General features: G+C 73.7%; 22 protein-coding genes. 18 read left to right on the top strand and 4 right to left on the bottom strand.

Going from position 1 to position 24,017, the window contains the following annotated elements:
- Positions 1–294 precede the first annotated feature (294 nt).
- The 17 genes from ACIRQY_RS23965 to ACIRQY_RS23885 all read left to right on the top strand — a co-directional run bounded on the left by ACIRQY_RS23965 (position 295) and on the right by ACIRQY_RS23885 (position 18,575).
- Positions 295–1,620 (top strand): sugar ABC transporter substrate-binding protein, encoded by a 1,326-nt coding sequence (locus ACIRQY_RS23965; protein WP_351784947.1) that lies wholly within the window; start codon positions 295–297, stop codon positions 1,618–1,620.
- Positions 1,617–2,618 (top strand): carbohydrate ABC transporter permease, encoded by a 1,002-nt coding sequence (locus tag ACIRQY_RS23960; protein WP_403929027.1) that lies wholly within the window; start codon positions 1,617–1,619, stop codon positions 2,616–2,618. The genes ACIRQY_RS23965 and ACIRQY_RS23960 overlap by 4 nt, the downstream gene beginning before the upstream one ends.
- Positions 2,615–3,481, top strand: coding sequence for a carbohydrate ABC transporter permease (locus ACIRQY_RS23955; protein ID WP_403929024.1), 867 nt, complete (start codon positions 2,615–2,617; stop codon positions 3,479–3,481). The genes ACIRQY_RS23960 and ACIRQY_RS23955 overlap by 4 nt, the downstream gene beginning before the upstream one ends.
- A gap of 40 nt (positions 3,482–3,521) precedes the next feature.
- Entirely contained in the window at positions 3,522–4,466 is a 945-nt protein-coding gene (locus ACIRQY_RS23950) for a 5-dehydro-4-deoxyglucarate dehydratase (protein WP_351784941.1), read from the top strand.
- Positions 4,463–5,779, top strand: coding sequence for an enolase C-terminal domain-like protein (locus ACIRQY_RS23945; protein ID WP_403929021.1), 1,317 nt, complete (start codon positions 4,463–4,465; stop codon positions 5,777–5,779). Before ACIRQY_RS23950 ends, ACIRQY_RS23945 begins: the two co-directional genes overlap by 4 nt.
- Positions 5,776–7,092, top strand: a complete 1,317-nt coding sequence (locus tag ACIRQY_RS23940; RefSeq protein WP_403929019.1) for an alpha-L-fucosidase — start codon at positions 5,776–5,778, stop codon at positions 7,090–7,092. The genes ACIRQY_RS23945 and ACIRQY_RS23940 overlap by 4 nt, the downstream gene beginning before the upstream one ends.
- A gap of 76 nt (positions 7,093–7,168) precedes the next feature.
- A complete protein-coding gene (locus tag ACIRQY_RS23935) occupies positions 7,169–8,620 on the top strand; it encodes a polysaccharide lyase 6 family protein (protein WP_403929016.1) in 1,452 nt (483 codons plus the stop codon).
- A 228-nt stretch (positions 8,621–8,848) separates the two neighbouring features.
- Positions 8,849–9,745, top strand: coding sequence for a sugar phosphate isomerase/epimerase family protein (locus tag ACIRQY_RS23930; RefSeq protein ID WP_403929013.1), 897 nt, complete (start codon positions 8,849–8,851; stop codon positions 9,743–9,745).
- 53 nt (positions 9,746–9,798) lie between these two features.
- Entirely contained in the window at positions 9,799–10,470 is a 672-nt protein-coding gene (locus ACIRQY_RS23925) for a FadR/GntR family transcriptional regulator (protein WP_403929010.1), read from the top strand.
- 375 nt (positions 10,471–10,845) lie between these two features.
- A complete protein-coding gene (locus ACIRQY_RS23920; protein ID WP_403929057.1) occupies positions 10,846–12,342 on the top strand; it encodes an L-fuconate dehydratase in 1,497 nt (498 codons plus the stop codon).
- Positions 12,339–13,103 (top strand): SDR family NAD(P)-dependent oxidoreductase, encoded by a 765-nt coding sequence (locus ACIRQY_RS23915; RefSeq protein ID WP_403929007.1) that lies wholly within the window; start codon positions 12,339–12,341, stop codon positions 13,101–13,103. Before ACIRQY_RS23920 ends, ACIRQY_RS23915 begins: the two co-directional genes overlap by 4 nt.
- Positions 13,100–14,278, top strand: a complete 1,179-nt coding sequence (locus ACIRQY_RS23910; RefSeq protein ID WP_403929004.1) for an aldo/keto reductase — start codon at positions 13,100–13,102, stop codon at positions 14,276–14,278. The genes ACIRQY_RS23915 and ACIRQY_RS23910 overlap by 4 nt, the downstream gene beginning before the upstream one ends.
- Positions 14,275–15,012 (top strand): (Fe-S)-binding protein, encoded by a 738-nt coding sequence (locus tag ACIRQY_RS23905; protein WP_351784925.1) that lies wholly within the window; start codon positions 14,275–14,277, stop codon positions 15,010–15,012. Before ACIRQY_RS23910 ends, ACIRQY_RS23905 begins: the two co-directional genes overlap by 4 nt.
- On the top strand, positions 15,009–16,574 hold the full coding sequence (locus ACIRQY_RS23900; protein ID WP_403929001.1) for a lactate utilization protein B: 1,566 nt from the start codon (positions 15,009–15,011) through the stop codon (positions 16,572–16,574). Before ACIRQY_RS23905 ends, ACIRQY_RS23900 begins: the two co-directional genes overlap by 4 nt.
- Positions 16,571–17,404, top strand: coding sequence for a lactate utilization protein C (locus tag ACIRQY_RS23895; RefSeq protein ID WP_403928998.1), 834 nt, complete (start codon positions 16,571–16,573; stop codon positions 17,402–17,404). Before ACIRQY_RS23900 ends, ACIRQY_RS23895 begins: the two co-directional genes overlap by 4 nt.
- Positions 17,401–17,712: an L-rhamnose mutarotase gene (locus ACIRQY_RS23890; RefSeq protein ID WP_403928995.1), complete on the top strand. Its 312-nt coding sequence runs from the start codon at positions 17,401–17,403 to the stop codon at positions 17,710–17,712. The genes ACIRQY_RS23895 and ACIRQY_RS23890 overlap by 4 nt, the downstream gene beginning before the upstream one ends.
- Positions 17,709–18,575: an amidohydrolase family protein gene (locus tag ACIRQY_RS23885; RefSeq protein ID WP_403928992.1), complete on the top strand. Its 867-nt coding sequence runs from the start codon at positions 17,709–17,711 to the stop codon at positions 18,573–18,575. Before ACIRQY_RS23890 ends, ACIRQY_RS23885 begins: the two co-directional genes overlap by 4 nt.
- 47 nt (positions 18,576–18,622) lie before the next feature.
- On the opposite strand, the gene ACIRQY_RS23880 is transcribed toward ACIRQY_RS23885, so the two are convergent.
- From ACIRQY_RS23880 to ACIRQY_RS23870, 3 genes are read right to left on the bottom strand one after another with little or no spacing between them, the layout of a single operon-like run.
- The gene (locus tag ACIRQY_RS23880; RefSeq protein ID WP_351784915.1) at positions 18,623–19,786 is read right to left on the bottom strand and encodes an oxygenase MpaB family protein; all 1,164 of its coding nucleotides are present in this window, start codon (positions 19,784–19,786) and stop codon (positions 18,623–18,625) included.
- 39 nt (positions 19,787–19,825) lie between these two features.
- A complete protein-coding gene (locus ACIRQY_RS23875) occupies positions 19,826–20,881 on the bottom strand; it encodes a polyprenyl synthetase family protein (RefSeq protein ID WP_403928989.1) in 1,056 nt (351 codons plus the stop codon).
- Positions 20,871–21,149 carry a polyprenyl synthetase gene (locus ACIRQY_RS23870; protein WP_351784910.1) on the bottom strand — a complete coding sequence of 93 codons (279 nt, stop codon included), beginning with the start codon at positions 21,147–21,149 and terminating at the stop codon, positions 20,871–20,873. The genes ACIRQY_RS23875 and ACIRQY_RS23870 overlap by 11 nt, the downstream gene beginning before the upstream one ends.
- Before the next feature lie 375 nt (positions 21,150–21,524).
- Between ACIRQY_RS23870 and ACIRQY_RS23865 the strand changes: the two genes are divergently transcribed.
- Complete coding sequence (locus ACIRQY_RS23865; protein WP_403928985.1) at positions 21,525–22,547, top strand: metallophosphoesterase family protein; 1,023 nt, start codon at positions 21,525–21,527, stop codon at positions 22,545–22,547.
- Positions 22,548–22,691: 144 nt separating this feature from the next.
- On the opposite strand, the gene ACIRQY_RS23860 is transcribed toward ACIRQY_RS23865, so the two are convergent.
- Positions 22,692–23,981 carry an MFS transporter gene (locus tag ACIRQY_RS23860; protein ID WP_403928982.1) on the bottom strand — a complete coding sequence of 430 codons (1,290 nt, stop codon included), beginning with the start codon at positions 23,979–23,981 and terminating at the stop codon, positions 22,692–22,694.
- Positions 23,982–24,017 lie beyond the last annotated feature (36 nt).

Here is a 24,017-nt window from a genome sequence, read left to right as displayed (position 1 = left end):
GGATTCCCGGTACCCCGGAATCCAGCCACACGTCATTCATCGGACCTTTGATCGGCTCCCGTGTCTCCGGCCTTCGAAGTCATCCCGCCTTCGAGGGCGGGTACTTCACCCTCCGCGTCCGCTTCCTGACTGCTCAAGCGGGTGAGAGCCGCTCCTGGTGGCGTACGAGCATGTACGGATTCATGGTCTCAACTCTTTTCAGTCATCGGACTATTGACCCTCGTTCGGTCGCGCGTTAGCGTCCCCGGCAAGCGCTTACAGGCCAGCTGCCGAGGGCGGCGAACAGGAGTGGTGATGCAGAGAACGCGATGGATCGGTGCGGGTTTTCTCGCCTCGGCGTTGGCCCTCACGAGCTGTACGACCGGCCCCGCCGGCACGGACGCCCAGCAGGACTCCAAGGCCGAGCTCGAACTGTGGACCCGGACCACACCGGGCGGACCGGGCGAGAAGGCCACGCTGCGGCTCGTCGCCGGATTCGAGAAGGCCACCGGCCACAAGGTCAAGGTCACGGCGATCTTCGACGACTTCGAGACGAAGCTCCAGCAGCGGGCCGCCCAGCGGAATCTGCCCGACATCGTCATGAACGACGTCACCCAGCTCGGCGCCATGCACAGCCAGGGACTCCTCCGCGAGATCGACCTGAGCAGGATCAAGAGCAGCCAGGACCTCGTCGAGCAGGGACTGAACTCCGGCAAGAGCGTCGACGGCAAGCAGTACGGCATCCCTTATTCCGCCCAGGCGGGCGCCCTCCTCATCCGCAAGGACTGGCGCGAGAAGCTCAAGCTCGGCACCCCGGAGAACTGGGACGACCTCGCCGCCCTGGCCGAGGCGTTCACCGACCGGGACCCCGACGGCAACGGCAAGGCCGACACCTACGGCCTCGCCGCCCCGCTCTCCACCAAGCGCGGCTACGCCTCCTGGTACTTCTCCAACTTCCTCTGGGCCGCGGGCGGCGACTTCGTCACCGAGACCGGCAAGGGCACCTACAAGCCCGCGATGACCGGCAAGGAGTCCACCGAGGCCGTCCGCTGGTTCCGCTCCCTCGGCTGCGACAGCAAGGCCATCCAGCCCGGCGCCGTCACCATGGACACCCCGCCCACCAACGAGACCTTCGAAGCGGGCAGGACCGGCATGTTCGTCGTCGGGCCCTATCTGATGCCCCGCTTCGACAAGTCCCTCGGCAAGGACAAGTACGAGGTCGTCCCCATGCCCAAGGGCCCCAAGGACGCCACCGTGCTCGCCGAGGGCGGCTCCGTCTATCTGATGGCGGGCTCCGAGAACCACGCGGGCCAGGACGCCTTCGCCGGATACGCCATCTCCCCCGAGGGCCAGAAGCTCGGCATGGAGGGCACGGACGGCTCCACCGTCCAGCTCCCCGTCAACAAGACCGTCGACGTCACCGAGGTCCGCCCCGACCCGCGCTGGAAGACGTACGCCGACGTCTACCGCACCTCCGGCCGCTACGCCCCCTCCCTCCCCAACTGGACCCCGGTCCGCCAGGCCACCGCCGACACCGTCAACGCGCTCATGGCCGACTGCTCCCTGGACGCCGGGGAGAAGCTGCGCGAACTCGACAAGAAGCTCGCCGACATCCTCCAGGAGCAGGGAATCGCCGGATGACCGGCGTCGGCCGGACGGGACAGGCCACCCGCGCGGCGGCCGGTCCCACCCCCCGCACGGCGGGACCGCCGGAGAAGGAGCCCACCCCGGCACCCGCCGGCGGCCCGGCCGTCCCCCGCCGGGTGCGCGACCGGCGCGGCGGCCGCTGGTGGACCCCGTGGCTCTTCCTCGCCCCGGCCCTGATCCTCTTCCTGTACTTCAAGTTCATCCCCATGGCCAGCGCGCTGACGATGTCCTTCCAGGACGTCCAGCCCTACCTGGGCAACCGCTGGGTCGGCGGCGAGAACTACGCCACCGTGCTGACCTCCGAAGGCTTCCGCGAGGCCGCCTGGCACACCGTCGTCCTCGCCGTCGGCCAGACCCTCGGCTCGCTGCTGCTCGGCCTCGGCCTCGCCCTCCTCATGGAGGGCCAGGGACGCAGACTCGGCTTCGTCCGTTCGGCGGCCTTCCTCCCGGTCGTCGTGCCCATGGCGGTCGTCGCCGAACTGTGGCGGATCATGTACCACCCCACCTCCGACGGCATGCTCAACTCCCTGCTCGGACTCGTGGGATTCGGCCCCTCGGGCTTCATCAACGACCCCGACAGCTCGATGGCCTCCCTCATCCTCACCGGCATCTGGCGGGGCGCCCCCTACGACATGATGATCTTCCTCGCGGGTCTCGCCGGAGTGGACCGGGGCCTGTACGAGGCCGCCAAGGTCGACGGCGCGTCGAGGTTCCAGCGCATCCGCCACGTCACCGTCCCCGGGCTGCGGGCCGTCCTGACGATCCTCTGCATCCTCGCGGCCATCCGGGGCCTGCGCGTCTTCACCGAGGTCTTCCTGCTCACCAACGGCGGCCCCGACGGCTCGACCGAGGTCGTCATGACCCTGATCTACAAGCTGGGACTCGAACAGAACCGGCTCGGCGTCGGCGCCGCCGGAGCGGTCCTGCTCTTCCTGGCGACGCTCGTCCTCACGATCGGCGTCCACCTGTTCCGACGGAGGGATGAAGAATGACCGCGCCGACCGAGACCGCGCTGGGTCTCACCGAGAGCCGGAGCACCGGCGGCCGCGTCCTCAGGGCCGTCACGTACCTCCTCGTCCTGCTGGTGTTCGCGGGCCCCCTCCTGGCCCTCCTGGTCAGCGCCTTCAACCACGTCAAGGACCCGACCCAGCTCAGCGTCGTCCCCTCCGACCCCACCCTCGACAACTTCACCATCGCCTTCGACCAGGGCGTCCTGAAGTACCTGCTCAACTCGTTCTTCGTCGTCGGGTTCGGCCTGCTCCTCCAGGTCGCCGTCTCCGTCCTCGCCGGATACGCCCTCGCCAGGAAACGCTTCCGGGGCATGAGCCTCGCGTTCGTCGCGATCCTGGCGACCCTGATGCTCCCCGAGGAGATCCTGGCCATCCCGCTCTCCGTGGTCCTCGCCGACCTGCCGGTCGTCCACATCAACCTCATCGGCTCCCTCGCCGGCATGATCGTCCCCCTCGGCGCCTGGGCGTTCTCCATCCTCGTCATGACCGAGTTCATGAAGGAGGTCCCCCGGGAACTGGAGGAGGCCGCCCGCATCGACGGCGCCGGAGACCTGCGGATCTTCGCCCAGATCATCCTCCCCATGTGCAAGCCCGCCCTCGGCGTCATCGGCGTCTTCGGCTTCACCATGATCTGGGACCAGTACCTGCTGCCGCTGCTCGTGGCCACCGACTCCGGCTCGTACACCCTCCCGCTGGCCCTGCGCACCCTGCGCGTCGACCCCCTCGTCACCCCCGGCGTCGTGATGGCCGCCTCCCTGCTCGCCCTGCTGCCGTCCGTCATCGTCTTCCTCTTCTTCCAGCGCTCCTTCGTCCACGGCCTGTCCAGCGGCGCCCTCAAGGGCTGATCCCCGGCGCCCGGCCCGCACCCCGAAAGGACCACCTCCCGTGATCCCGTCCGGCCTGATGTCCTTCCCCCTCACGCCGTTCACCCCGGCCGACGAGGTGGACACCGCCGTGTTCACCGACCACATCGAGGACCAGCTCGCCCACGGACCCGCCGCGCTCTTCGTCGCCTGCGGCACGGGGGAGTACGCCTCGCTCAGCACGACCGAGTACGCCCGGGTCGTCCGGCACGCCGTCCAGGTCGTCGCCGGACGCGTCCCCGTCCTCGCCGGAGCGGGCGGCGGCCTCGGCCACGCCCGAGCCGCCGCCACCGCCGCCGCCGAAGCGGGCGCCGACGGCCTCCTCCTGCTCCCCCCGTACCTCGTCGGCGGCACCGAGGACGGCTACCTCGGCTACGTCGAGTCCGTCGCCCGCACCGGCCGGCTGCCCCTCGTCGTCTACCGCAGGGGCCTGGCCGCGTTCGGCGTCTCCACCGCCCTGCGCCTCCTCTCCGTCCCCCACGTCGAAGGCATCAAGGACGGCAGGGGCGACCTGGACGTCCTGGCCCGCATGGTCACCGCCGTACGCACCGCCGACCACCCCCGCGCCGGGACCTTCGCCTTCCTCAACGGACTGCCCACCGCCGAGATCAGCGCCACCGCCTGCCGCGCCATCGGCGTCCACGACTACTCCTCCGCCGTCCTCTGCTTCGCCCCCGACCTCGCCCGCGCCTTCCACACCGCCCTGACCGGCGGCGACACCGCCACCACCGACCGCCTCCTCGCCGAGTTCTACCTGCCGCTCACCGAACTCCGCGACCGCGTCCCCGGCTACGCCGTCTCCCTCGTCAAGGCGGGCGCCCGGCTCCGCTCCCTCGACGTCGGCCATGTCCGCGCCCCCCTCGTGGACGCCGCCCCCGAGCACGTCGAACTCCTGCGCGACCTCATCGACCGAGGCCGCCGCGCCCTCGCCGGGACGCCCGCCGCGACCGTGGCGGTGGCCCGGTGAAGGTCACCTCCGTCGTCATCACCCCCGTCGCCTTCGCCGACCCGCCGCTCCTCAACGCCGTCGGCGTCCACGAGCCGTACGCCCTGCGGGCCGTCGTCGAGGTCAGGACCGACACCGGCGCCTATGGACTCGGCGAGAGCTACGGCGACGCCGCCCACCTGGAACTGCTGGGGCACGTCGCCGACGAACTCACCGGCCTCGACCCCTTCGACCTCAACGACCTGTCCCGCCGGGCCGAGGGCGCCGTCGGCGGCCGGACCGCGGCCGACGCCCACGGACTGATCGGCGCGGGCGGCGCCGCCAAGACCGTCGCCAGTGTCACCTCGCCGTTCGAGGTCGCCTGCCACGACCTCCAGGGCAAGCACCTCGGCAGGCCCGTCTCCGACCTCCTCGGCGGAGCCACCCGGGACCGCGTCGACTTCTGCGGCTACCTCTTCGCCAAATGGGCCGCCCACCCCGGCCACGCCCCGGACGCCTGGGGCCCGGCCCTCGACGCCGCCGGACTCGTCGCACAGGCCCGCCTCATGGCCGACCGCTTCGGCTTCCGTTCCTTCAAGCTGAAGGGCGGGGTCCTCCCGCCGGACGAGGAGGTCGCCGCCGTCCGCGCGCTCCGCGAGGCCTTCCCCGGCCACCCCCTGCGCCTCGACCCCAACGCGAGCTGGGACCCGGCGACCGCCGTCCGGATCGCCGGAGAACTCGCGGGCGTACTGGAGTACCTGGAGGACCCCGTCGCGGGCATCCCCGCCATGGCCGACGTAGCCCGCGCCGCCGCCATGCCCCTGGCCACCAACATGTGCGTCGTCACCTGGGAGGATCTGACCCGGGCCGTCCCCGCCGGAGCCGTCGGCGTCCTCCTCGGCGACCACCACTTCTGGGGCGGACTGCGCGCCTCCCAGCACCTCGCCACCTGCTGCCGCCACTTCGGCATCGGCATGTCCATGCACTCCAACTCGCACCTGGGGATCAGCCTGGCCGCGATGGTGCACCTCGCCGCCGCCACCCCCGCCATCGGCCACGACCTCGACACCCACTGGCCCTGGAAGCGTCCCGAGGACGACGTCGTCACCGTCCCCTGGCGCTTCGAGAACGGTGCGGTCACCGTCCCGCGCACCCCCGGCCTCGGCGTGGAACTGGACCGCGAGGCCCTGGCCCGGCTGCACGAGCAGTACCTCGCCTGCGGCCTGACCCACCGCGACGACACCGGCTACCTGGCCCGCGCCGCCCCCACCGTACGGCTCCGCGAGGACGTCCACGAGCCCGCCCGCCCGCCGCGCCCCGACCGCCTCCGACCCCACAGGAACGATGCCCCGTGACCACCACCAGCGCCGGTCCCGCAGCCGCCGGGGGCACCGCCCCCGACACCACCTGGTTCACCCACGACCGCTTCGGCATGTTCGTCCACTGGGGCCTGTACTCCCTCGCCGCCCGCCACGAGTGGGTCAAGAACCGCGAGCGGCTGACGGACGAGCAGTACCAGCCGTACTTCGACCACTTCGACCCCGACCGCTACGACCCGCGCCGCTGGGCCAGGTCCGCCAGGGCCGCCGGAATGCGGTACGTCGTCCTCACCACCAAGCACCACGACGGCTTCTGCCTCTGGGACAGCGCCCTCACCGACTACAAGGTGACGAACACGCCGTACGGCCGCGACCTGATCGGACCGTTCGTCGAGGCGTGCCGGGCCGAGGGCCTCAAGGTCGGCTTCTACCACTCCCTCATCGACTGGCACCACCCCTCCTTCCCCGTCGACGGCACCCACCCGCAACGGGACGACGAGGAGTTCAAGGCCGCCGAGACCGGCCGGGACATCCGCGACTACCAGCGCTATCTGCACGGCCAGGTCCGCGAACTCCTCACCGAGTACGGCCGGATCGACTACCTCTTCTTCGACTTCTCCTACGAGGGCCGCGAATGGTGGGGCGGCAAGGGCCCGGACGACTGGGACGCCCCCCGGCTCCTGGAGACGGTCCGCGCCCTCCAGCCGCACATCCTCGTCAACGACCGCGCCGGACTCCCCGGGGACTTCGTCACCCCCGAGCAGTACCAGCCCTCCGCCCCGATGACCACGCCCGACGGCGCCCCCGTCCTCTGGGAGGCCTGCCAGACGCTCAACGGCAGCTGGGGCTACGACCGCGACAACCTCGACCACAAGAGCCCCGACCTCCTCATCCGGATGCTCGTCGACGGAGTCTCCAAGGGCGGCAACCTCCTCCTCAACGTCGGACCCACCGGCCGGGGCGACCTCGACCCCCGCGACACCGCCGCCCTCGACGGGATCGGCCGCTGGATGGACCTCCACGAACGGTCCGTGCGCGGCTGCGGCCCCGCCGGGTTCACCGCGCCCGCCGACTGCCGGTACACCCGGCGCGGCGACCGCCTCTACGTCCACCTCCTGGCCTGGCCCCTGCGCCATCTGCACCTGCCCGGACTCCAGGGACGGGTGCGCTACGCCCAGCTCCTCCACGACGCCTCCGAGATCGTCAGGCTCCCGCCCGCCCCGGAACGCCGGGCCATGAACACCCAGATGGGCGGGCAGCCGCACGGCACCCTCACCCTCCAGCTCCCCGTACGGCGCCCCGACACCCCCGTACCCGTCATCGAACTGTTCCTGACGGACCCCGCGTGACCGTGCGGCGGGACCGCACGGGCCCCGCCGCACCCGACCTCCCGAGCACCACCCCGACCGAGAGCACGGAGGCACCATGCAACGACGCACGTTCCTCACCGGCACCGCGGTGGGAGCGGCCGCCGCCGCCCTGCCGCTGACCGGCACGGCGTACGCGCACCCCGGCCACCCCCGGCGCGGGCGCCGCGCCACCGTCGACGTCCACACCCTCGACGAACTCCGGGCGGCGCTCGACACGGCCGGTCCCGGCACCCACATCGTCCTCGCCGACGGCGACTACACCGTCCCCGCCGACAAGCCCCTCACCGTCCGGGGCCGCCACGGCACCCGCACCGCGCCCGTCACCGTCTCCGCCGCCTCCCGCGGCGGTGCCGTCCTGCGCGGCGAACGGAGCTTCGTCTTCGACGACTCCAGCGACATCACCGTCAGCGGCTTCTCCTTCCGTCAGAGCACCACCCTGGACGTCCCCCCGAACTGCCACCACATCCGGCTGACCCGCAACGACTTCCAGCTCGCCGACATCGAGGGCCTGCACTGGCTCATGGTCCGCGCCGACGACACCGTCATCGACCGCAACCACTTCCACGGCAAGAGCACCCTCGGCATCTACCTCGGCATCGAGGGCGCCGGGAACGACGGCATGGCCCAGCGCGTCCACGTCCACCGCAACCACTTCTCCGACCACACCTTCCCCGGCTCCAACGGCGGCGAACCGATCCGCCTCGGCGTCAGCCCCCGCGCCCTGTCCAGCGCCCACGCGCTCGTCGAGCACAACCTGTTCGAGCGGGCGAACGGCGACCCCGAGGCGATCTCGGTGAAGAGCTCCGACAACGTCATCCGGCACAACACCATCCGCGACAGCCTCGGCGGGATCGTGCTGCGCCACGGCAACGGCACCCGCGTCGACAGCAACCACCTGATCGGCGGGGAGGAGGGGATACGGATCTACGGCGACGACCACGTGATCGTCAACAACTACCTCGCCGGACTGTCCGGCCGGGCCATGGTCGTCGGCAGCGGCACGGCCCGTGACCACGTCCCCGGCGAACCGGCCGCGGACCGCCGGGGCAACGACGCCCCCGACCGCGTCCTCATCGCCCACAACACGCTCCTCGACAACGCGGGCGGACTCTCCGGCGAGAGCCACCGCCCGCACGAGCCCAGGGACGTCACCGTCGCCGACAACCTCCTCGTCGGCCAGACCGGGAACCTCGTCGAGATGGCGAACACGGTCCGCTTCGTCTGGCAGGGCAACATCCTGTTCGGCGCGGCGGGCGACGGGAACATCCCGGCCGGCGGCTTCCTGCGGGCCGACCCCCGGCTCGTCGCGGGCTCCGACGGGGTGCACCGCCTCTCCCGTACGAGCCGGGCGATCGGCGCGGCCACCCTGTGGCCCGCGCCCGTCACCCACGACATCGACGGCCACCCGCGCGGCAGTTGCCGGGACGTCGGCGCCGACGAGTACACCACCGCGCCCCCGACGCACCGGCCGCTGACCCCGGCGGACGTCGGCCCGCACGCCCCCTGACCCCGGCCCACCGACCGGGGGGCGACCGGGGACGCACCCCCGAGCGCCCACCGCGCACGGCCGTCGACCGCTCCCCCCGGGCCTTCGGCCGCCCGTGAGCCCGCTCTCCCCGTGCCTCCGTCCGCTCCGGAGCGGACGGAGGCACGGGGAGAGCGCCCGCCCCGGAGCACCGGGATACGGGCGTCCGCCCCCGAACACCCCCCACCCCTCCCCACCGGAAGGCCGTACGTGTCCGAGGATCCGCCGCACCACCGTCCCCACGGGCCGGGCACCCTCCACGGCCCGCCCCGGCCCGGCATCTGCTCCGTCACCTTCCGGCGGCTGCCCGTCGAGGAACTCGCCCGCCGGGCCGCACGGGCGGGTCTCACGGCGGTCGAATGGGGCGCGGACGTCCACGCCCCGCCGGACGACCCCGCCGCCCTGGACGCGGCCCGTGCCGCCGCCGACCGGCACGGGCTCGTCCGCTGCTCGTACGGCTCCTACTTCCACGGACTCCCGGACGAACTGCCCGCGTTCCCCGGTGTCGTCCGCGCGGCCGTCGCGCTCGGCGCCCCGCGCGTCCGGGTCTGGGCCGGGACGACCGGATCGGCCCGGACCACGGAGGAGGAACGCGTCCGCACCACCGAAGGGCTGCGGCGGGCCGCACTCCTCGCCCGCGACCACGGACTCGAACTCGCCCTGGAGTTCCACGGAAGGACCCTGACGGACTCCGTCCCCTCCACGGTCCGCCTCCTCGAAGAACTGGAGCGGCCCTCCCGCACCGGGGGAGCGGCGACCGACAACGTCACCGCCTACTGGCAGCCGCCCCAGGACGCCCCGGACGACGAGGCGCTCACCGGTCTCGCCGCCCTCGCCGACCGGGTCAGCGCCGTGCACGTCTTCTCCTGGTGGCCGGGCAACCGGCGGCTGCCCCTGACCGCCAGGGACGGACTCTGGAGAAGGGCCTTCGCCCTGCTCGCGGCCCACCCCCGGCCGAGGGACGCGCTCCTGGAGTTCGTACCCGACGACGACCCCGCCGTCCTGGACCGGGAGGCGGCGGCGCTCCGCCGCGCGGCGTCCCCGGAGCCCCCGCCCACGGCCCCCGGCCCCGGCGCACCGGACCGGCTCCGCGCCACCCTGGAGTAGGGTGTCCGCCAGCACACACATCCGATGTATTTTGCCGTGCACAGGAGGATGCCTTGGCAGTGACCGACGAGGCGATCGGGAAGATCAAGGAGATGATCGTCTCCGGTGCGCTGCGGCCGGGGGACCGGTTGCCCAAGGAGGCGGACCTCGCCGCGGAGCTGGGGCTCTCGCGCAACTCCCTGCGGGAGGCGGTGAAGGCGCTGTCCCTGCTGAACATCCTGGACGTGCGGCAGGGCGACGGCACCTACGTCTCCAGCCTGGAGCCGCCGCTGCTGCTCGAAGCGGTCTCGTTCGTCCTGGACTTCCACCAGGACGACCAGGCGCTCCAGGCGCTGAAGGTGCGGGGCATCCTGGAACCGGCGGCGACCGCGCTGGCGGCGGACCGCATCCCCGAGGATGAGATCAGACAGCTGTCCGAGCTGCTCGACGGGCTCGGCGAGAGCCCCAGCCTGGAAGAACTCGTCGCCAGCGACCTGGAGTTCCACCGGCGCATCGCCGCCGCCTCGGGCAACCCCCTGCTGTGCTCGCTCCTGGACAGCATCTCGGGGGCGACCGTACGGGCCCGGCTGTGGCGGGGCATCACCGAGGAGACGGCCGTGGCCAGGACGGTCGCGGAGCACCGGGCGATCCTGGACGCGCTCGCGGCGCGCGACGCGCGTACAGCGGAGGCGTGGGCGACGATCCACATCTCCAACGTGGTGAGGTGGCTCGACAGCGCCCTGTGAGGCGCGGCGGCGGGCCCACGGGGTCCGCCGCCGCGCCGACGCGGGCGTCCCCACGCCGTCACGGGTGGCGTACGGCGTCCCCCTCGGCCTCGCACGGTGACCTACGGGCGTCCGCCCCGAGCGGCGGACGCCCCTTCGGCGTGCCCGGATCCGGCCCCTGGTGGCACCGGCCCCCGATCCCAAGAAACATCCGATGTCTACTTGCCCCGCCTCTCGCGAGCGCCGTATCGTTCTCGCTCAACAGGCCAATCACCCGATCTGTGCTGATGGTTGGGGCCGCTCCGTATCGCCCGGCCGGACGAGCCGCGCACGGAGCCAGGCGGCCCAGGTGCGAAAGGAACCCCGTTGTCCACTGACATCACACGGGTCATCGCGATGGACACCTACGACATCCGTTTCCCGACCTCCCGTGAACTCGACGGGTCCGACGCGATGAACCCGGACCCCGACTACTCCGCGGCCTATCTCGTCCTGCGCACGGACGAGCCCGGCGGCCTCGCGGGCCACGGCTTCACCTTCACCATCGGACGGGGCAACGACGTCCAGGTCGCGGCCATCGAGGCCCTGCGCCCGCACGTCATCGGCCGTTCCGTCGAGGAACTCTGCGCCGATCCGGGCCTGGTCAGCCGCGCGCTGACCGGCGACAGCCAGCTCCGCTGGCTCGGCCCCGAGAAGGGCGTCATGCACATGGCCGTGGGCGCCGTCGTCAACGCGGTGTGGGACCTGGCCGCCAAGCGGGGGCGCAAGCCGCTGTGGAAGCTGCTCGCCGACGCCGAACCCGACTGGCTCGTCTCCCAGGTGGACTTCCGGTACATCGCCGACGCGCTCACCCCGGAGGAGGCCCTCGACCTGCTGAGACGCGGCAAGGAGGGACGGGCCGAGCGCGAGCGGACGCTGCTCGCCCGGGGCTACCCCGCCTACACCACCTCGCCCGGCTGGCTCGGCTACTCCGACGAGAAGCTGACCCGGCTGGCCCGGGAGGCGGTCGCCGCCGGGTTCACCCAGATCAAGCTGAAGGTGGGCGCCGACCTCGCCGACGACGTCCGCCGCTGCCGTGCCGCACGCGCGGCCGTCGGCCCGGACGTCCGCCTCGCCGTCGACGCCAACCAGCGCTGGGACGTGCCCGAGGCGATCGAATGGACCCGGGCCCTCGCCGAGTTCGACCCGTACTGGATCGAGGAGCCGACCAGCCCCGACGACATCCTGGGACACGCCCGGGTACGCGCCGCCGTCGCCCCCGTGAAGGTGGCGACGGGCGAGCACGCCCAGAACCGCATCGTGTTCAAGCAGCTCCTCCAGGCCGGCGCCGTGGACATCGTCCAGCTGGACGCGGCCCGGGTCGGCGGGGTCAACGAGAACCTCGCCATCCTGCTCCTCGCGGCCAAGTTCGGCGTCCCGGTCTGCCCGCACGCGGGCGGCGTCGGACTCTGCGAACTCGTCCAGCACCTCGCCATGTTCGACTACCTGGCGCTCAGCGGCACGACCGAGGACCGGGTCATCGAGTTCGTCGACCACCTCCACGAGCACTTCGCGCACCCCGCCGTCGTCCGCGACGGCCACTACACCGCCCCCCTGGCACCCGGGTTCTCCGCCGACATGCACCCGGACTCGCTGGCCACCTTCGCCTACCCCGACGGTCCCTTCTGGGCCGCCGACCTCGCGGAACAGGCCGCCGCCAGGACCGGGACCCCGGCGGGGAGCACTGGCCCGACCGGGACCGGAACCCCCTCCCGGAACACGGCCGGGACGGAAGACGCGACCGGCCCCGGCCCTGGCACCGGCCCCGGCCCTGGCACCGGCCCCGGCCCCGGCCCCGACCCCGGCACCGGCACCAGGGCCCAGGCCGGGAACACCCTGGAGGTGACGGCATGACGACTCCCGCCCCGTTCGCCGGACTGCGTGCCGTCGTCACCGGCGGAGCCTCGGGCATCGGCCTCGCCGTCGCCCGGCTGCTCCACGCGGAGGGCGCCGCCGTCGCCGTCCTCGACCTGAACCCGGACGCCGTCCCCGGCGCGTTCACCGCCCTGCGCGCGGACGTCTCCGACGACGCCTCCGTCCGTACGGCCGTCGGCGCGGCGGCCACCGCGCTCGGCGGGATCGACGTCCTCGTCAACAACGCGGGCATCGGCGCCGCCGGGACCGTCGAGGACAACCCCGACGAACAGTGGCACGCCGTACTGGACGTCAACGTCCTCGGCGTCGTCCGTACGACCCGGGCCGCACTGCCCCATCTGCGGCGGTCCGCGCACGCGGCCGTCGTCAACGTCTGCTCCATCGCCGCCACCGCCGGACTGCCGCAGCGGGCGCTGTACTCGGCCAGCAAGGGCGCGGTGCTCTCCCTGACGCTCGCCATGGCCGCCGACCACGTCCGCGAGGGCGTCCGGGTGAACTGCGTCAACCCCGGCACGGTCGACACCCCCTGGGTCGCCCGCCTCCTCGACGCGGCCGACGACCCGGCCGCCGAACGCGCCGCGCTCCGTGCCCGCCAGCCCACCGGCCGGCTCGTGAGCGCCGAGGAGGTCGCGGCGGCCGTCGCCTACCTCGCCTCCCCGGCCGCCGCGTCCGTCACGGGCACCTCCCTCGACGTGGACGGCGGCATGGCGGGCCTCCGGCTGCGGCAGGCGACCACATGAGCCCCACCGACCCCATGGCCGACGGAGCCCGCTCCACCGACCCCATGGCCGACGGAGCCCGCCCCGTCACTCCGACCGCCCGTGACACCGGCCCCGGCGCCTCCCAGGACCGTCCGGCCGACTCCACCCGCCCCGCCGGGCCCGGCAAGGCCCCCGCCCTCCTCGCCGCCCGCGTCCCCCTCGGGAGGTCCACCGCCTGGACGACCCGGCTGGCGTTCGGCGCCGCCGCGCTCGGGAACCTCTACCGGCCCGTCACCGACGAGGACGCGGACCGCGCCCTCACCACCGCCTGGGACCGTGGCCTCCGCTCCTTCGACACCGCGCCCCACTACGGCCTCGGGCTCTCCGAACGGCGTCTCGGCGCCTTCCTCCGGGACCGCCGCGGCGACGCGTACACCGTCTCCACCAAGGTCGGCCGCCTCCTCGTGCCCGCCCCCGGCGCCCCCGGCACCCCCGGCGACGATCTCGCCAACGGCTTCGCCGTACCCGCCACGCACCGCAGGGCCTGGGACTTCACCGGGGACGGCGTCCGGCGCTCCCTCGAACAGAGCCTGGAACGGCTCGGCCTCGACCGCGTCGACACCGTCTACCTCCACGACCCCGACCACCACGCCGACCAGGCCCTGCGCGAGGCCTACCCGGCCCTCGAACGCCTGCGGTCCGAGGGCGTCGTCCGGGCCATCGGCATCGGCATGAACCAGACGGCGGTACCCGCCCGCTTCGTCACCGACACCGACATCGACGTCGTCCTGCTCGCCGGCCGCTACACCCTGCTCGACCAGAGCGGTCTGGACGTCCTCCTGCCCACCGCCCGCCGCCGGGGCGTGTCCGTCGTCGCGGGCGGGGTGTTCAACTCGGGCCTCCTCGCGGACCCGCGTCCGGGCGCCCCGTACGACTACGCCACCGCCCCGGCGGACACCCTCGCGCGCGCCCTCCGCCTGCGGGAGGTCTGCGACCGCCACGGCGTGCCGCTCAGAGCCGCCGCCGCCCGCTTCCCGCTCGGCCACCCGGCCGTGGCGGGCGTCCTCCTGGGACTCCGCGGCGCCGAGGAGGTCACCGACGCCGCCGACCTGCTGGACACCCCCCTGCCCGACGCCCTCTGGGACGACCTGCGGGCCGCCCGCCAGCTGTCCGCCGACGTCCCCGTACCGGGACCGGGGGTGAGCCGCCCATGAGGGTCGCGCTCTTCGTCACCTGCCTCAACGACACCCTGTTCCCCGGCACCGGCAAGGCGGCCGTGACCGTCCTCGAACGGCTCGGCCACACCGTCGAGTTCCCCCTGGAACAGAGCTGCTGCGCCCAGATGCACTTCAACACCGGATACCGCCCGGAGTCCCTGCCCCTGGTGGAACGGTTCACCCGCGCCTTCGCCGGATACGACGCGATCGTGACGCCCTCCGCCTCCTGCGCGGCCATGGTCCGGCACCAGTACCCCGTACTCGCCGCCCAGCTCGGCGACGACGCCCTCAGGGACGCGGTGGCGGCCGTCGTGCCCGCGGTCCACGAACTGACCGAGTTCCTCGTCGACGTGCTCGGCGTGACCGACGTCGGCGCCGTCTTCCCGCACCGGGTGACCTACCACCCCACCTGCCACTCCCTGCGCGGACTGCGCCTGGCGGACCGGCCGCTGCGCCTGCTGCGCGCGGTCCGGGGCATCGACCTCGCGGAGCTGCCGGGGGCGGACTCCTGCTGCGGCTTCGGCGGCACCTTCGCCGTCAAGAACGCCGACACCTCCACCGCCATGCTCGCCGACAAGATGACCCGGGTCCTGGGCACCGGCGCCGAAGTGCTGTGCGCGGCCGACAACTCCTGCCTGATGCACCTCGGCGGTGGCCTCGACCGGCTGAACAGCGGAGTCCGCGTGATGCACCTGGCGGAGATCCTCGCGGCCACCGGAGGAGAACGGTGAAGCGACGCGGCAGCGGAAGCCGGACCGGCGGCAGCCCGACCGATGGAGACCGGACCGGCGGAAGCCGGGCGGGCGGCGGTACGGAGCACGACGGCCGCGTCTGGCTCGGCACCCCCGCCTTCCCCGAGGCGGCCCGCACCGCCCTCGCGGACACCCGGCTGCGCCACACCCTCCGGCACGCCACCACCACCATCCGCGCCAAACGCCTCGACGCCACCGGCGAGGTGCCGCACTGGGAGGAACTGCGCGAGGCGGGCGCCGCGATCAAACGGCACACCGCACGCCACCTCGCCCACTACCTCGAACGACTGGAGGAGAGCGTCACCGGGGCGGGCGGCACCGTCCACTGGGCCGCCGACGCGGCCGAGGCCAACGCGATCGTCGAACGCCTGGTCCGCGCCACCGGCAGCCGCGAGGTCGTCAAGGTCAAGTCGATGGCCACCCAGGAGACCGGACTCAACGAGTACCTGGCCGCCGCCGGGATCACCGCGTACGAGACCGACCTCGCGGAACTCATCGTGCAGCTCGGCGAGGACCGGCCCTCGCACATCCTGGTACCCGCCATCCACCGCGACCGGGCCGAGATCCGCGACCTCTTCGCCGCCCGCATGGGGGAGTGGGGCCGGGCCGCCCCGGACGAGCTGTCCGACGACCCCCGGGCGCTCGCCGAGGCCGCGCGGCTCCATCTGCGGGAGAAGTTCCTCACCGCCGAGGTCGCCGTCTCGGGCGCCAACTTCGCCGCCGCCGACACCGGCACGGTCGCCGTCGTCGAGTCCGAGGGCAACGGCCGCATGTGCCTGACCCTGCCCCGGACCCTGATCACCGTCATGGGCATCGAGAAGGTCGTCCCGCGCTTCCAGGACCTGGAGGTGTTCCTGCAACTGCTGCCCCGCAGCTCCACCGGCGAGCGCATGAACCCCTACACCTCCCTCTGGACGGGCGTCACCCCCGGCGACGGCCCCCAGGACTTCCACCTCGTCCTCCTGGACAACGGCCGCACCGACGTCCTCAAGGACACCGTCGGCCGCCAGACCCTCGCCTGCATCCGCTGCTCCGCCTGCCTCAACGTCTGCCCGGTGTACGAACGCACCGGCGGCCACGCCTACGGCTCCGTCTACCCCGGCCCGATCGGCGCGGTGCTCACCCCGCAGCTCGTGGGCGTCGAACGGGCCGCGTCCCTGCCGTTCGCCTCCACCCTCTGCGGGGCCTGCTACGACGCCTGCCCGGTGAAGATCGACATCCCGGAGGTCCTGGTGCACCTGCGGGCGAAGGCCGTCGAAGCCCGCCGCGACAGCCGTACGGCCCCGACGCCGGAGGCCCTGGTCATGAAGGCGGCCTCGGCCGTCCTCGACTCGCCCGCACTCCTGGGCCTCGCCCAGCGCGCCGCCTCGGCGGGCGGCCGAATCCGGGGCCGGGGCGGACCCCTCAGACACCTGCCGGGCCCGCTCAGCGGCTGGTCGACGGCCCGGGACACCGCGCCACCGCCCCGGGAGTCCTTCCGGACCTGGTGGCGGGAGAACCGGGAGAACCGGCAGAACCCAGAGGAACGGGAGGAACGATGAACGAGGCCCCCTCGACCGACGCGTACCGGGGACCCGGCTCCCCCCACGTCCCCGGCTCCCCCCACGTCCCCGGCTCCCCCCACGTCCCCAGCTCCCCCCACGCCCCCGGCTCCCCGCACACCCCCGGCCATCGCACGGCCGGTTCGCGTGCCACCGTGCTCGCCCGCGTCCGGGCCGCCCTCGGAGACGTCCCCGAGGGCGAGTCGCCCGACGACGTCCCCGCCCTCCCCGGCCCCCGCCGGCCCACCGCGCCCGACGACCCCGTCGCGCTCTTCGCCGAACGCGTCGCCGACTACCGCGCCACCGTGGTGCGCTGCGCCCCCGACGAGGTCGCGGACGCCGTGGCCGCCCTCCTCGCCCGCCGGGGGGCCCGGCGGGTCGTCGTCCCCGACGGCTTCCCGCCCGCCTATCTGACCGGTGTCGACGCGGACCTGGTCCGCGACGCCCCGCCCCTCACCGTCCGGGAACTCGACCTCGTCGACAGCGCCCTGACGACGGCCGCCCTCGCCGTCGCGGAGACCGGGACACTGGTGCTCGACGCCGGACCGGGCCAGGGCCGCCGGGCGCTGACCCTGATCCCCGACCACCACCTGTGCGTGGTCCGCGCCGAGCAGGTCGTCCCCGACGTGCCGGACGCCCTCGCGGGGCTCGACCCCCGCAGACCCCTGACCTTCGTCTCGGGGCCCTCGGCGACCAGTGACATCGAACTGGACCGCGTCGAGGGCGTGCACGGGCCCCGCACCCTCGACGTCGTCCTGGTCGCCCCGGAAGGGTCCGTGCACAAGCCCTCGGACCCGCCCGCACCCGACACCCCTGGAGTCCCCCGATGAGAATCGCCCTGCACACCCGGGTCCGCGCCGACCGGGTCGCCGCCTACGAGGAGGCGCACCGCGAGGTCCCCGCCGAACTCACCGGAGCGATCCGGGCGGCGGGCTGCACGTCCTGGACGATCTGGCGCAGCGGCACGGAACTCTTCCATCTGATCGACTGCGAGGACTACGCCCTGCTCCTGGCCGGACTGGAGAAGCTGCCGGTCAACGTCGCCTGGCAGGCGCGGATGGCCGAACTCCTCGACGTCGTGCACGACTACTCCGACGAGGGCGCCGGAGCCGGGCTCCCGGTGGTGTGGGAACTGTGACCTCCCCGCCGCTGGTCGACGCCCACCACCACCTGTGGGACCTCGCCGTACGCGACCAGGAGTGGATCACCGGCCCCGCGCTCGCCCCGCTGCGCCGCACCTTCACCGAGCACGACCTGAGGGCCGAGGCCGAGGCGGCGGGTGTGACGGCCACCGTGCTCGTGCAGACGGTGACCGTGGCCGGGGAGACCCCGGAGATGCTGCGGGTGGCCCGCGACAGCGACCTCGTCGCGGGGGTGGTGGGGTGGACCGACCTGACGGCGCCCGGTGTCGGGGACGCGCTGGCCGCGCTGCGGGACGGGCCCGGTGGCCGACGGCTGGTGGGCGTCCGTCACCAGGTCCAGTCGGAGCCGGACCCGGAGTGGCTGCTGCGTCCGGACGTCCTGCGCGGACTGCGGGCGGTGGCCGGTGCCGGTCTCGCGTACGACCTGGTGATCCTTCCGCACCAGCTGCCCGCGGCGGCCGGGGCGGCGGCGGAGCTGCCGGAGCTGACGTTCGTCCTCGACCACGGGGCGAAGCCACCGGTCGCGGGCGGGGAGACCGCGCCCTGGGCGGCCGGGCTGCGGGAGTTCGCGGCCCGCCCGAACACCGTGTGCAAACTGTCGGGCCTGGTCACCGAGGCCGACTGGCGCACCTGGTCGCTCCGGGACCTGCGCCCGTACGCCGACGTTCTCCTCGACGCGTTCGGCCCGGCGCGGCTGATGTTCGGCTCGGACTGGCCGGTGTGCACCCTGGCCGCGTCGTACGGCCGGACGCTGGCGGTGGCGGAACGGCTCACGGACGCGCTGAGCCGTACGGAGCGGGCGGCGGTGTTCGGCGGCACGGCGACGCGGGCGTACGGGCTGGACTCGCTCACGGGCTGAACGCCGGGCCGGGGACGGCCACGAGGACGTCCCCCCGCCCGGCCGGGTCAGGGCGCGACCGTCGCCGCCGGGGGTGTCCAGCGCGCGGTGCGGGACGGCGCGGTGGGGACCCCGTACTCCTCCCTGAGGTGCTGGGGGACGGCGTAGTGCATGATCCGGCCCCGGGTCAGCGAGGACAGCTCGAAGAGCGTGGTGAAGTGGCCGAGCCGGTCCAGGGCCCAGGCGCCCAGCGGGGACTTGTCCTCGATGGTCTCCAGGACGCCGAGGAGGTGCGGCACCGCCTTGACGAGGGTGTCCCAGGGGGTGCTGCGGACCTCCAGCCAGTCCGCGCAGGTGTCCCCGACGAGATAGCGGATCAGGGCGGGGACCACGGGGTCGAAGAGGGTCCCCGGCACGACCTCCTCGTACAGGTCGACGAGCTGCCGGGTGAGATGGACGCCCTCGGGGGACGGCCCCATGTGCCGGACCATGTAGAGGTCGAGGAACTCGCGGGCCTCGTCGAGGGTCTCGGGCACCGCCTCCTGGTCGACGCCGAGCATGGCGCCGACCACCCGCCAGGCGTAGTAGTAGGCCGCCGCCCCCTCCTCGGACATGTGGATGCCGAGCCGGTGCAGACTGTCCAGGACGAGCATCGAGAAGAACATCTGCCCGCCGATCATGTCCTCCTGGCAGATCGGCACCCCGAGGCGGGCCGTGTCCCAGCGGTCCGCCCGGACCAGGTGGTGGCGGATGGAGGCGTGCAGCAGCCGGACCTTCTGCGCGGCGGGGATGAACCGGCTGCCCTCCTCGAAGGCGCCGGGCTGCATCAGCTGCACCGTGAACTGGCCCGTCGCCGCCATCCGGTTGGACGGGTAGTTCAGGCCGTGCGACGCGGACAGGAGCTTCGCCACGTGCGGGACGAGGTAGCAGGCGGGCATCGAGGCGAACGAGAGCGCCGTGGAGATGTGCACGTTGTTGTCGATGAAGAACAGGCGCGCCTTCTCCATCTCGTCCCAGTCCACCCAGGACGGCGGGGCGGCGGTGACCCGCAGGTACTCCCGGGCGACGTCGGGCAGTCCGTCCGGCAGCGGGGCGCCCGCCGTGGAGACGAAACGCATCAGGGTGTTGAACGTGCCGGTCTCGCCGCGTTCGAAGAGCGTGGCGACGGTGGCGTCGGCGAGCTCGTCGCCGCTCTCGCGCAGGGCGTTCATCGACGCCTCGGTGCGGGGCATGGGAGGACTCCTCTGAGGGGGAAGGGGGGTGGGGCGCGGTCAGGAGAGGCGGACGGTCGCCGAGTGCGCCAGGGAGGTCAGGGCCGAGGCGGCGGGTGCGGACACGTCGAGGCCGTGCAGGGCGCCGAGGGCCTCCTCCACCCGGGCGGCGATCATGCCCTCGACGCGCTCGGGCGTCCGCAGCCCGCGCATCACCTCCCGTACGGCCTCCAGACCTTCCCGGTCCAGGTCGGGGCGGCCGAGGAGGGCACGCAGCCGCTCGCGCTCCCCGGCGTCCGCGAGCCGCCAGGTCTCGGCGAGGAGGGCGGTCGGCCGCTGCCCCCGCACGTCGTCGGAGTCGGACTTCCCGGTGCGCAGCGGGTCGCCGAAGAGGCCGAGCAGGTCGTCCCGGAGCTGGAAGGCCTCGCCCAGTGGCAGCCCGTACGCCGTGTACCCCTCGCGCAGTCGCTCGTCCGCCCCGGCCAGGGCGCCACCGATCAGCAGCGGCTGCTCGACGGTGTACTTCGCGGTCTTGTACCGGATGACCTTCAGCGAGGCGGCGGTGTCCGGGGCGGTGCCGGTGTGGAGGATCTCCAGGCACTCACCGGCGACCAGGTCGCGGGCGAGCGCCGCCCACAGCGGCCGGGCCCGCCCCAGATAGGCGGCGGGCAGACCGCTGGTGGCGAACAGCTGCCCGGCGAGCGACATGAGGAGGTCGCCCACCAGCATCGCCAGTGACCGGGCGGCGCCCGCCGCCCGGGGATGGTGCCGTACGGCCCCGGCCAGGGCCACGTGCGCGGTGGGCCGTCCGTGCCGCAGCGGACTGTCGTCGATGAGGTCGTCGTGGACGACCGCCGCCGCGTGCACCAGTTCCATCGAGGCCGCCGCCCGCAGCAGGGCGTCGCTCTCGGGCTGCCGCGCGGCCCGCCAGCCCCAGTAGCAGAAGGCCGCCCGCAGCCGTTTGCCGACCGAGACCGCCGCCTCGACCTGTTCGGCGACCGGCTCCAGCGCCGGATCGACCGCCGCGAGCCGGTCGGCCTCCTCGGCGACGAACCGGTGCAGCACCTCGTCGACGCGCGCCGCGAACGCCGCCGCCTCCCAGCCCTCAGCGGCCATCGCGGGTCCGGGTGGCCAGGACGTGCTGGGCGAGGACCTCCAGATGCGCCGGTGGCACGACCGCGTAGCGGTCGAGGACCAGCCGTCCCCGCGCCATCAGGTCCCGCTCGGCGTCCGCCACCAGCTCCGCCGCGTCCGAACGGCCCGCAAGACCCCGTACCGTTCCCAGGGCCGAGCCGAGGGTGCTCACCGCGACGTCCGCGAGCCCGGCGAGGATCAGCACCGCCTGTTCGCCCGGCCCCTGGTGCTGCCCCGTCTCCCGTGTCATGCCGTCACTCCCACGCAGCTCGTCCGCGCGGCGCGGGTCGTGCGCCGCCGTGCGCAGTCTGGCGGCGCACGACCGGCGACCGGGGCCGGAACTCACGAACGAGTGATCTTCTCCGACGGACTGCCGAAGGAGCGGGGGGCTCGGGCCGCCCGGCACGGTAACCTCCGCCCTTCCGACGGCCGGGAGCCCGTCCGACGGGGTCTGTTCACCGGGTGGACACGCCCGCGCCGGGTGGCGGGCCGGGCGGACTGCGTATCCATGACGGGTCTGGACCGAAGCGCGGCGGACCGGGAGCGCGCGCGTGCGGGCCCACGCGTGGGGGCGCGGGGACGCGCGCGGCCCGGTGGCGCCGCACCCGTACGAAAGGAACTCCCCGTGGATCGCAGGTCTCTGCTCACGGCCGCGACAGGAGCGGTGGGCGCGGTCGCCGCGTCCCAGGCACCGGCCGGTGCGACGCCCCCGGCACATCCGGGTCCGGGCCGCCGCCCGGTCACCGCGTTCAACGTCATCAGCGACATCCAGGGCGACCTCCGCGACCTGGGCGTGGCCCTGGACGACATGCGGCGCACCAATCCGGCGAGTTCCGGGCTCGCCGTCGCCGGAGACATCACCCCGCGCGGCTACGACGCCGAGTACGCGGCGGTGACCGCCGAGCTGAAGCGCCACAGCCACCCGCGTACGGTCGCCTGGGCCATCGGCAACCACGAGTTCTACGTCCCCAAGTGGCGCGACCCCGAGACCCTCGCGCAGGACACCTGGCCCAACGGCACCACGGAGGACTCGCTGTTCCGGAGCTTCTACCGGTTCGCGGGCCGTGGTTCGGTGCGGGCGGAGCACTCCTTCGGCGGCGTTCCGGTGCTGAGCATCGGCACCGAGAAGTACATGCACTACCACGACCCGAAGCTCTGGGACGAGGTGTGGATCGGCGAGGCGCAGTTCGCCTGGCTGGAGGAGCGCCTCGCGTACTGGGCGCGGCGCCGCAAGCCCGTCATGGTCGTCACCCACCACCCCCTCCCGAACACGGTCTCGGGCAGTCACAACCGGCTGTACTCCCGCGACTACCTCCAGGCGGACCGTCTCCTCGGCATCCTCGGCCGCCACCGGGACGTCTTCCTGTTCTGCGGGCACACCCACTGGGACCTCGCCCTCTCGGACTGGTACGTCCGCCGGGTCGTCCCCGGCACGGCGAACCCCGAGGGCTTCTCCGTCGTCAACACCGGGGCCGTGCAGACGGGTTACACGGACGACGGCAAGGGCGGCGAGGTCACCGTGCCGGGCGCGTTCAACCAGGGCCTCCAGGTCGAGGTCTTCCGCGACCGGGTGGTGGTCCGCGCGCGCGACTTCGCGGCGGGGGCGTGGCTGAAGCAGATCACGGTCCCGCTCTCGACATGGATCTGAGCCGCCCGGCGTGATCCTGCCGGTCCACGGCCGCCACCCGAGGGGGTGGCGGCCGTGGACGTGGGCGGGCCGGGGGTGCCGCCGGGCGGAGAGCGGGCGTCTGCCGGAGGGCGGGCGTCGGTCACCTCCCGTTCCGGGCCGTCCTCACCCCTTCGCCGTCGGCGCCGTGCGCGCGAAGTGACGGGCCGTGGGGACGAGGGCCGCGGCGGCCGGTACGAGGAAACAGGCGGCGGCGCACACGGCGAGCACGGGGGTCACCCCGAACCGTCCGACGGCGGGCGCGATCAGGGCGAGGCCGACCGGTGCGAGACCGTACGAGACCAGGAAGTCGAGCGAGGAGACCCGGGCGAGCTTCTCCGGGGCCACTTCCCGCTGGGTCGCGGTGAACCAGGGCACGTTGAACAGTTCGATGCCGGTCCCGGCGGCGGCGTACGCGGCCACGACGACGACCGGGTGCACCGGAAGCATCAGGCTCAGCGGCGCGAAGCCGTAGGCCGCGAGTCCGGCGAGTGCCACCAGACCCTGTGAGCGGGGCCGCCACCGGGACATGACGAGCGCCCCGCCGAGCGCGCCCACCGTGTACGCGGTCATGGCCGCCGCCAGGACCCACTCGGAGCCGTAGCGGTCCCGGCTGACCAGCGGCAGGATCACGCCGGTCGCCGAGTACCCCAGGGCGATGACGGCGACGAGGGCGCCGAGCCCCGCGAGGAACCAGGGGTGACGGCGCGCCTCCCGTATGCCCTCCAGGAACTCCGCGCGGAACCCCGGACGCGCGGCGGGCCCTTCGGGCTGTGTGCTGTCCGCCGTCGCGGTGCCGTCCTTCGGCAGGGGCGCGCCCCTGCCCGGCACCAGCGCGGCGACGAGCCAGAGCGTCCCGATGCCGAACAGGAGCGTCCGGACGTCGAGGAAGGCCGCGAGCAGCGCCGTCAGGGCGGGCCCGGCGAGGGTGGCGGACCGTACGGCCAGGGTCAGGGCGGCGTTGGCCCGCTGACGGTGTGCCGGGTCGACGGTCTCGGCGGTGAGCGCCTGGAAGGCGGGGCGGCAGGCCCCCTGCCCCGCCCCGGCGAGTACGGCGGCGGCCGTCATCAGGGCGAGGGAGCGGTCGAGCCCCCCGGCGAGCAGCGGGGCCGACGCCGCCGCGGCGAGGCCGGACCAGAGCACCACCGCGCGGCGCGAGTGCCGGTCGGCCAGCACGCCGCCCACGGCGACGGCGACGAGGAACCCGGCGGTGCGCGCGGCCAGGACAAGCCCGAGTCCGGCGGCGTCCAGCTGGCGGTGGAGCACGGCGAGCCCCAGGACGAAGGGCAGGGCCCAGGTCGCGAGTCCGGAGGCGGTGGTGCCGGTCCAGAGCCGCAGGAAGGCGGGGTCGCGCAGGACCGTACGCGGTGGCGGTGGCGGGGACTTGGCCGGGGTCGGCGCGGGGGTGGTGGTCACGGCGGCAGGGCTCCTGGGAGGCCGGGGGGCGGCACG

The sequence above is a fragment of the Streptomyces sp. NPDC101490 genome, from assembly GCF_044767145.1.
GTDB lineage: Bacteria > Actinomycetota > Actinomycetes > Streptomycetales > Streptomycetaceae > Streptomyces.
This window is presented reverse-complemented; position numbering and strand designations above follow the sequence as displayed.

Bases quoted from the DNA above. Each gene is read 5' to 3' on its own strand.
- ACIRQY_RS23965 (WP_351784947.1), top strand. From the start codon at position 295: ATGCAGAGAACGCGATGGATCGGTGCGGGTTTTCTCGCCTCGGCGTTG.
- ACIRQY_RS23905 (WP_351784925.1), top strand. From the start codon at position 14,275: ATGAGGGTCGCGCTCTTCGTCACCTGCCTCAACGACACCCTGTTCCCC.
- ACIRQY_RS23910 (WP_403929004.1), top strand. From the start codon at position 13,100: ATGAGCCCCACCGACCCCATGGCCGACGGAGCCCGCTCCACCGACCCC.
- ACIRQY_RS23880 (WP_351784915.1), bottom strand. From the start codon at position 19,786: ATGCCCCGCACCGAGGCGTCGATGAACGCCCTGCGCGAGAGCGGCGAC.
- ACIRQY_RS23915 (WP_403929007.1), top strand. From the start codon at position 12,339: ATGACGACTCCCGCCCCGTTCGCCGGACTGCGTGCCGTCGTCACCGGC.
- ACIRQY_RS23920 (WP_403929057.1), top strand. From the start codon at position 10,846: ATGGACACCTACGACATCCGTTTCCCGACCTCCCGTGAACTCGACGGG.
- ACIRQY_RS23890 (WP_403928995.1), top strand. From the start codon at position 17,401: ATGAGAATCGCCCTGCACACCCGGGTCCGCGCCGACCGGGTCGCCGCC.
- ACIRQY_RS23875 (WP_403928989.1), bottom strand. From the start codon at position 20,881: ATGGCCGCTGAGGGCTGGGAGGCGGCGGCGTTCGCGGCGCGCGTCGAC.
- ACIRQY_RS23955 (WP_403929024.1), top strand. From the start codon at position 2,615: ATGACCGCGCCGACCGAGACCGCGCTGGGTCTCACCGAGAGCCGGAGC.
- ACIRQY_RS23870 (WP_351784910.1), bottom strand. From the start codon at position 21,149: ATGACACGGGAGACGGGGCAGCACCAGGGGCCGGGCGAACAGGCGGTG.
- ACIRQY_RS23960 (WP_403929027.1), top strand. From the start codon at position 1,617: ATGACCGGCGTCGGCCGGACGGGACAGGCCACCCGCGCGGCGGCCGGT.
- ACIRQY_RS23895 (WP_403928998.1), top strand. From the start codon at position 16,571: ATGAACGAGGCCCCCTCGACCGACGCGTACCGGGGACCCGGCTCCCCC.
- ACIRQY_RS23935 (WP_403929016.1), top strand. From the start codon at position 7,169: ATGCAACGACGCACGTTCCTCACCGGCACCGCGGTGGGAGCGGCCGCC.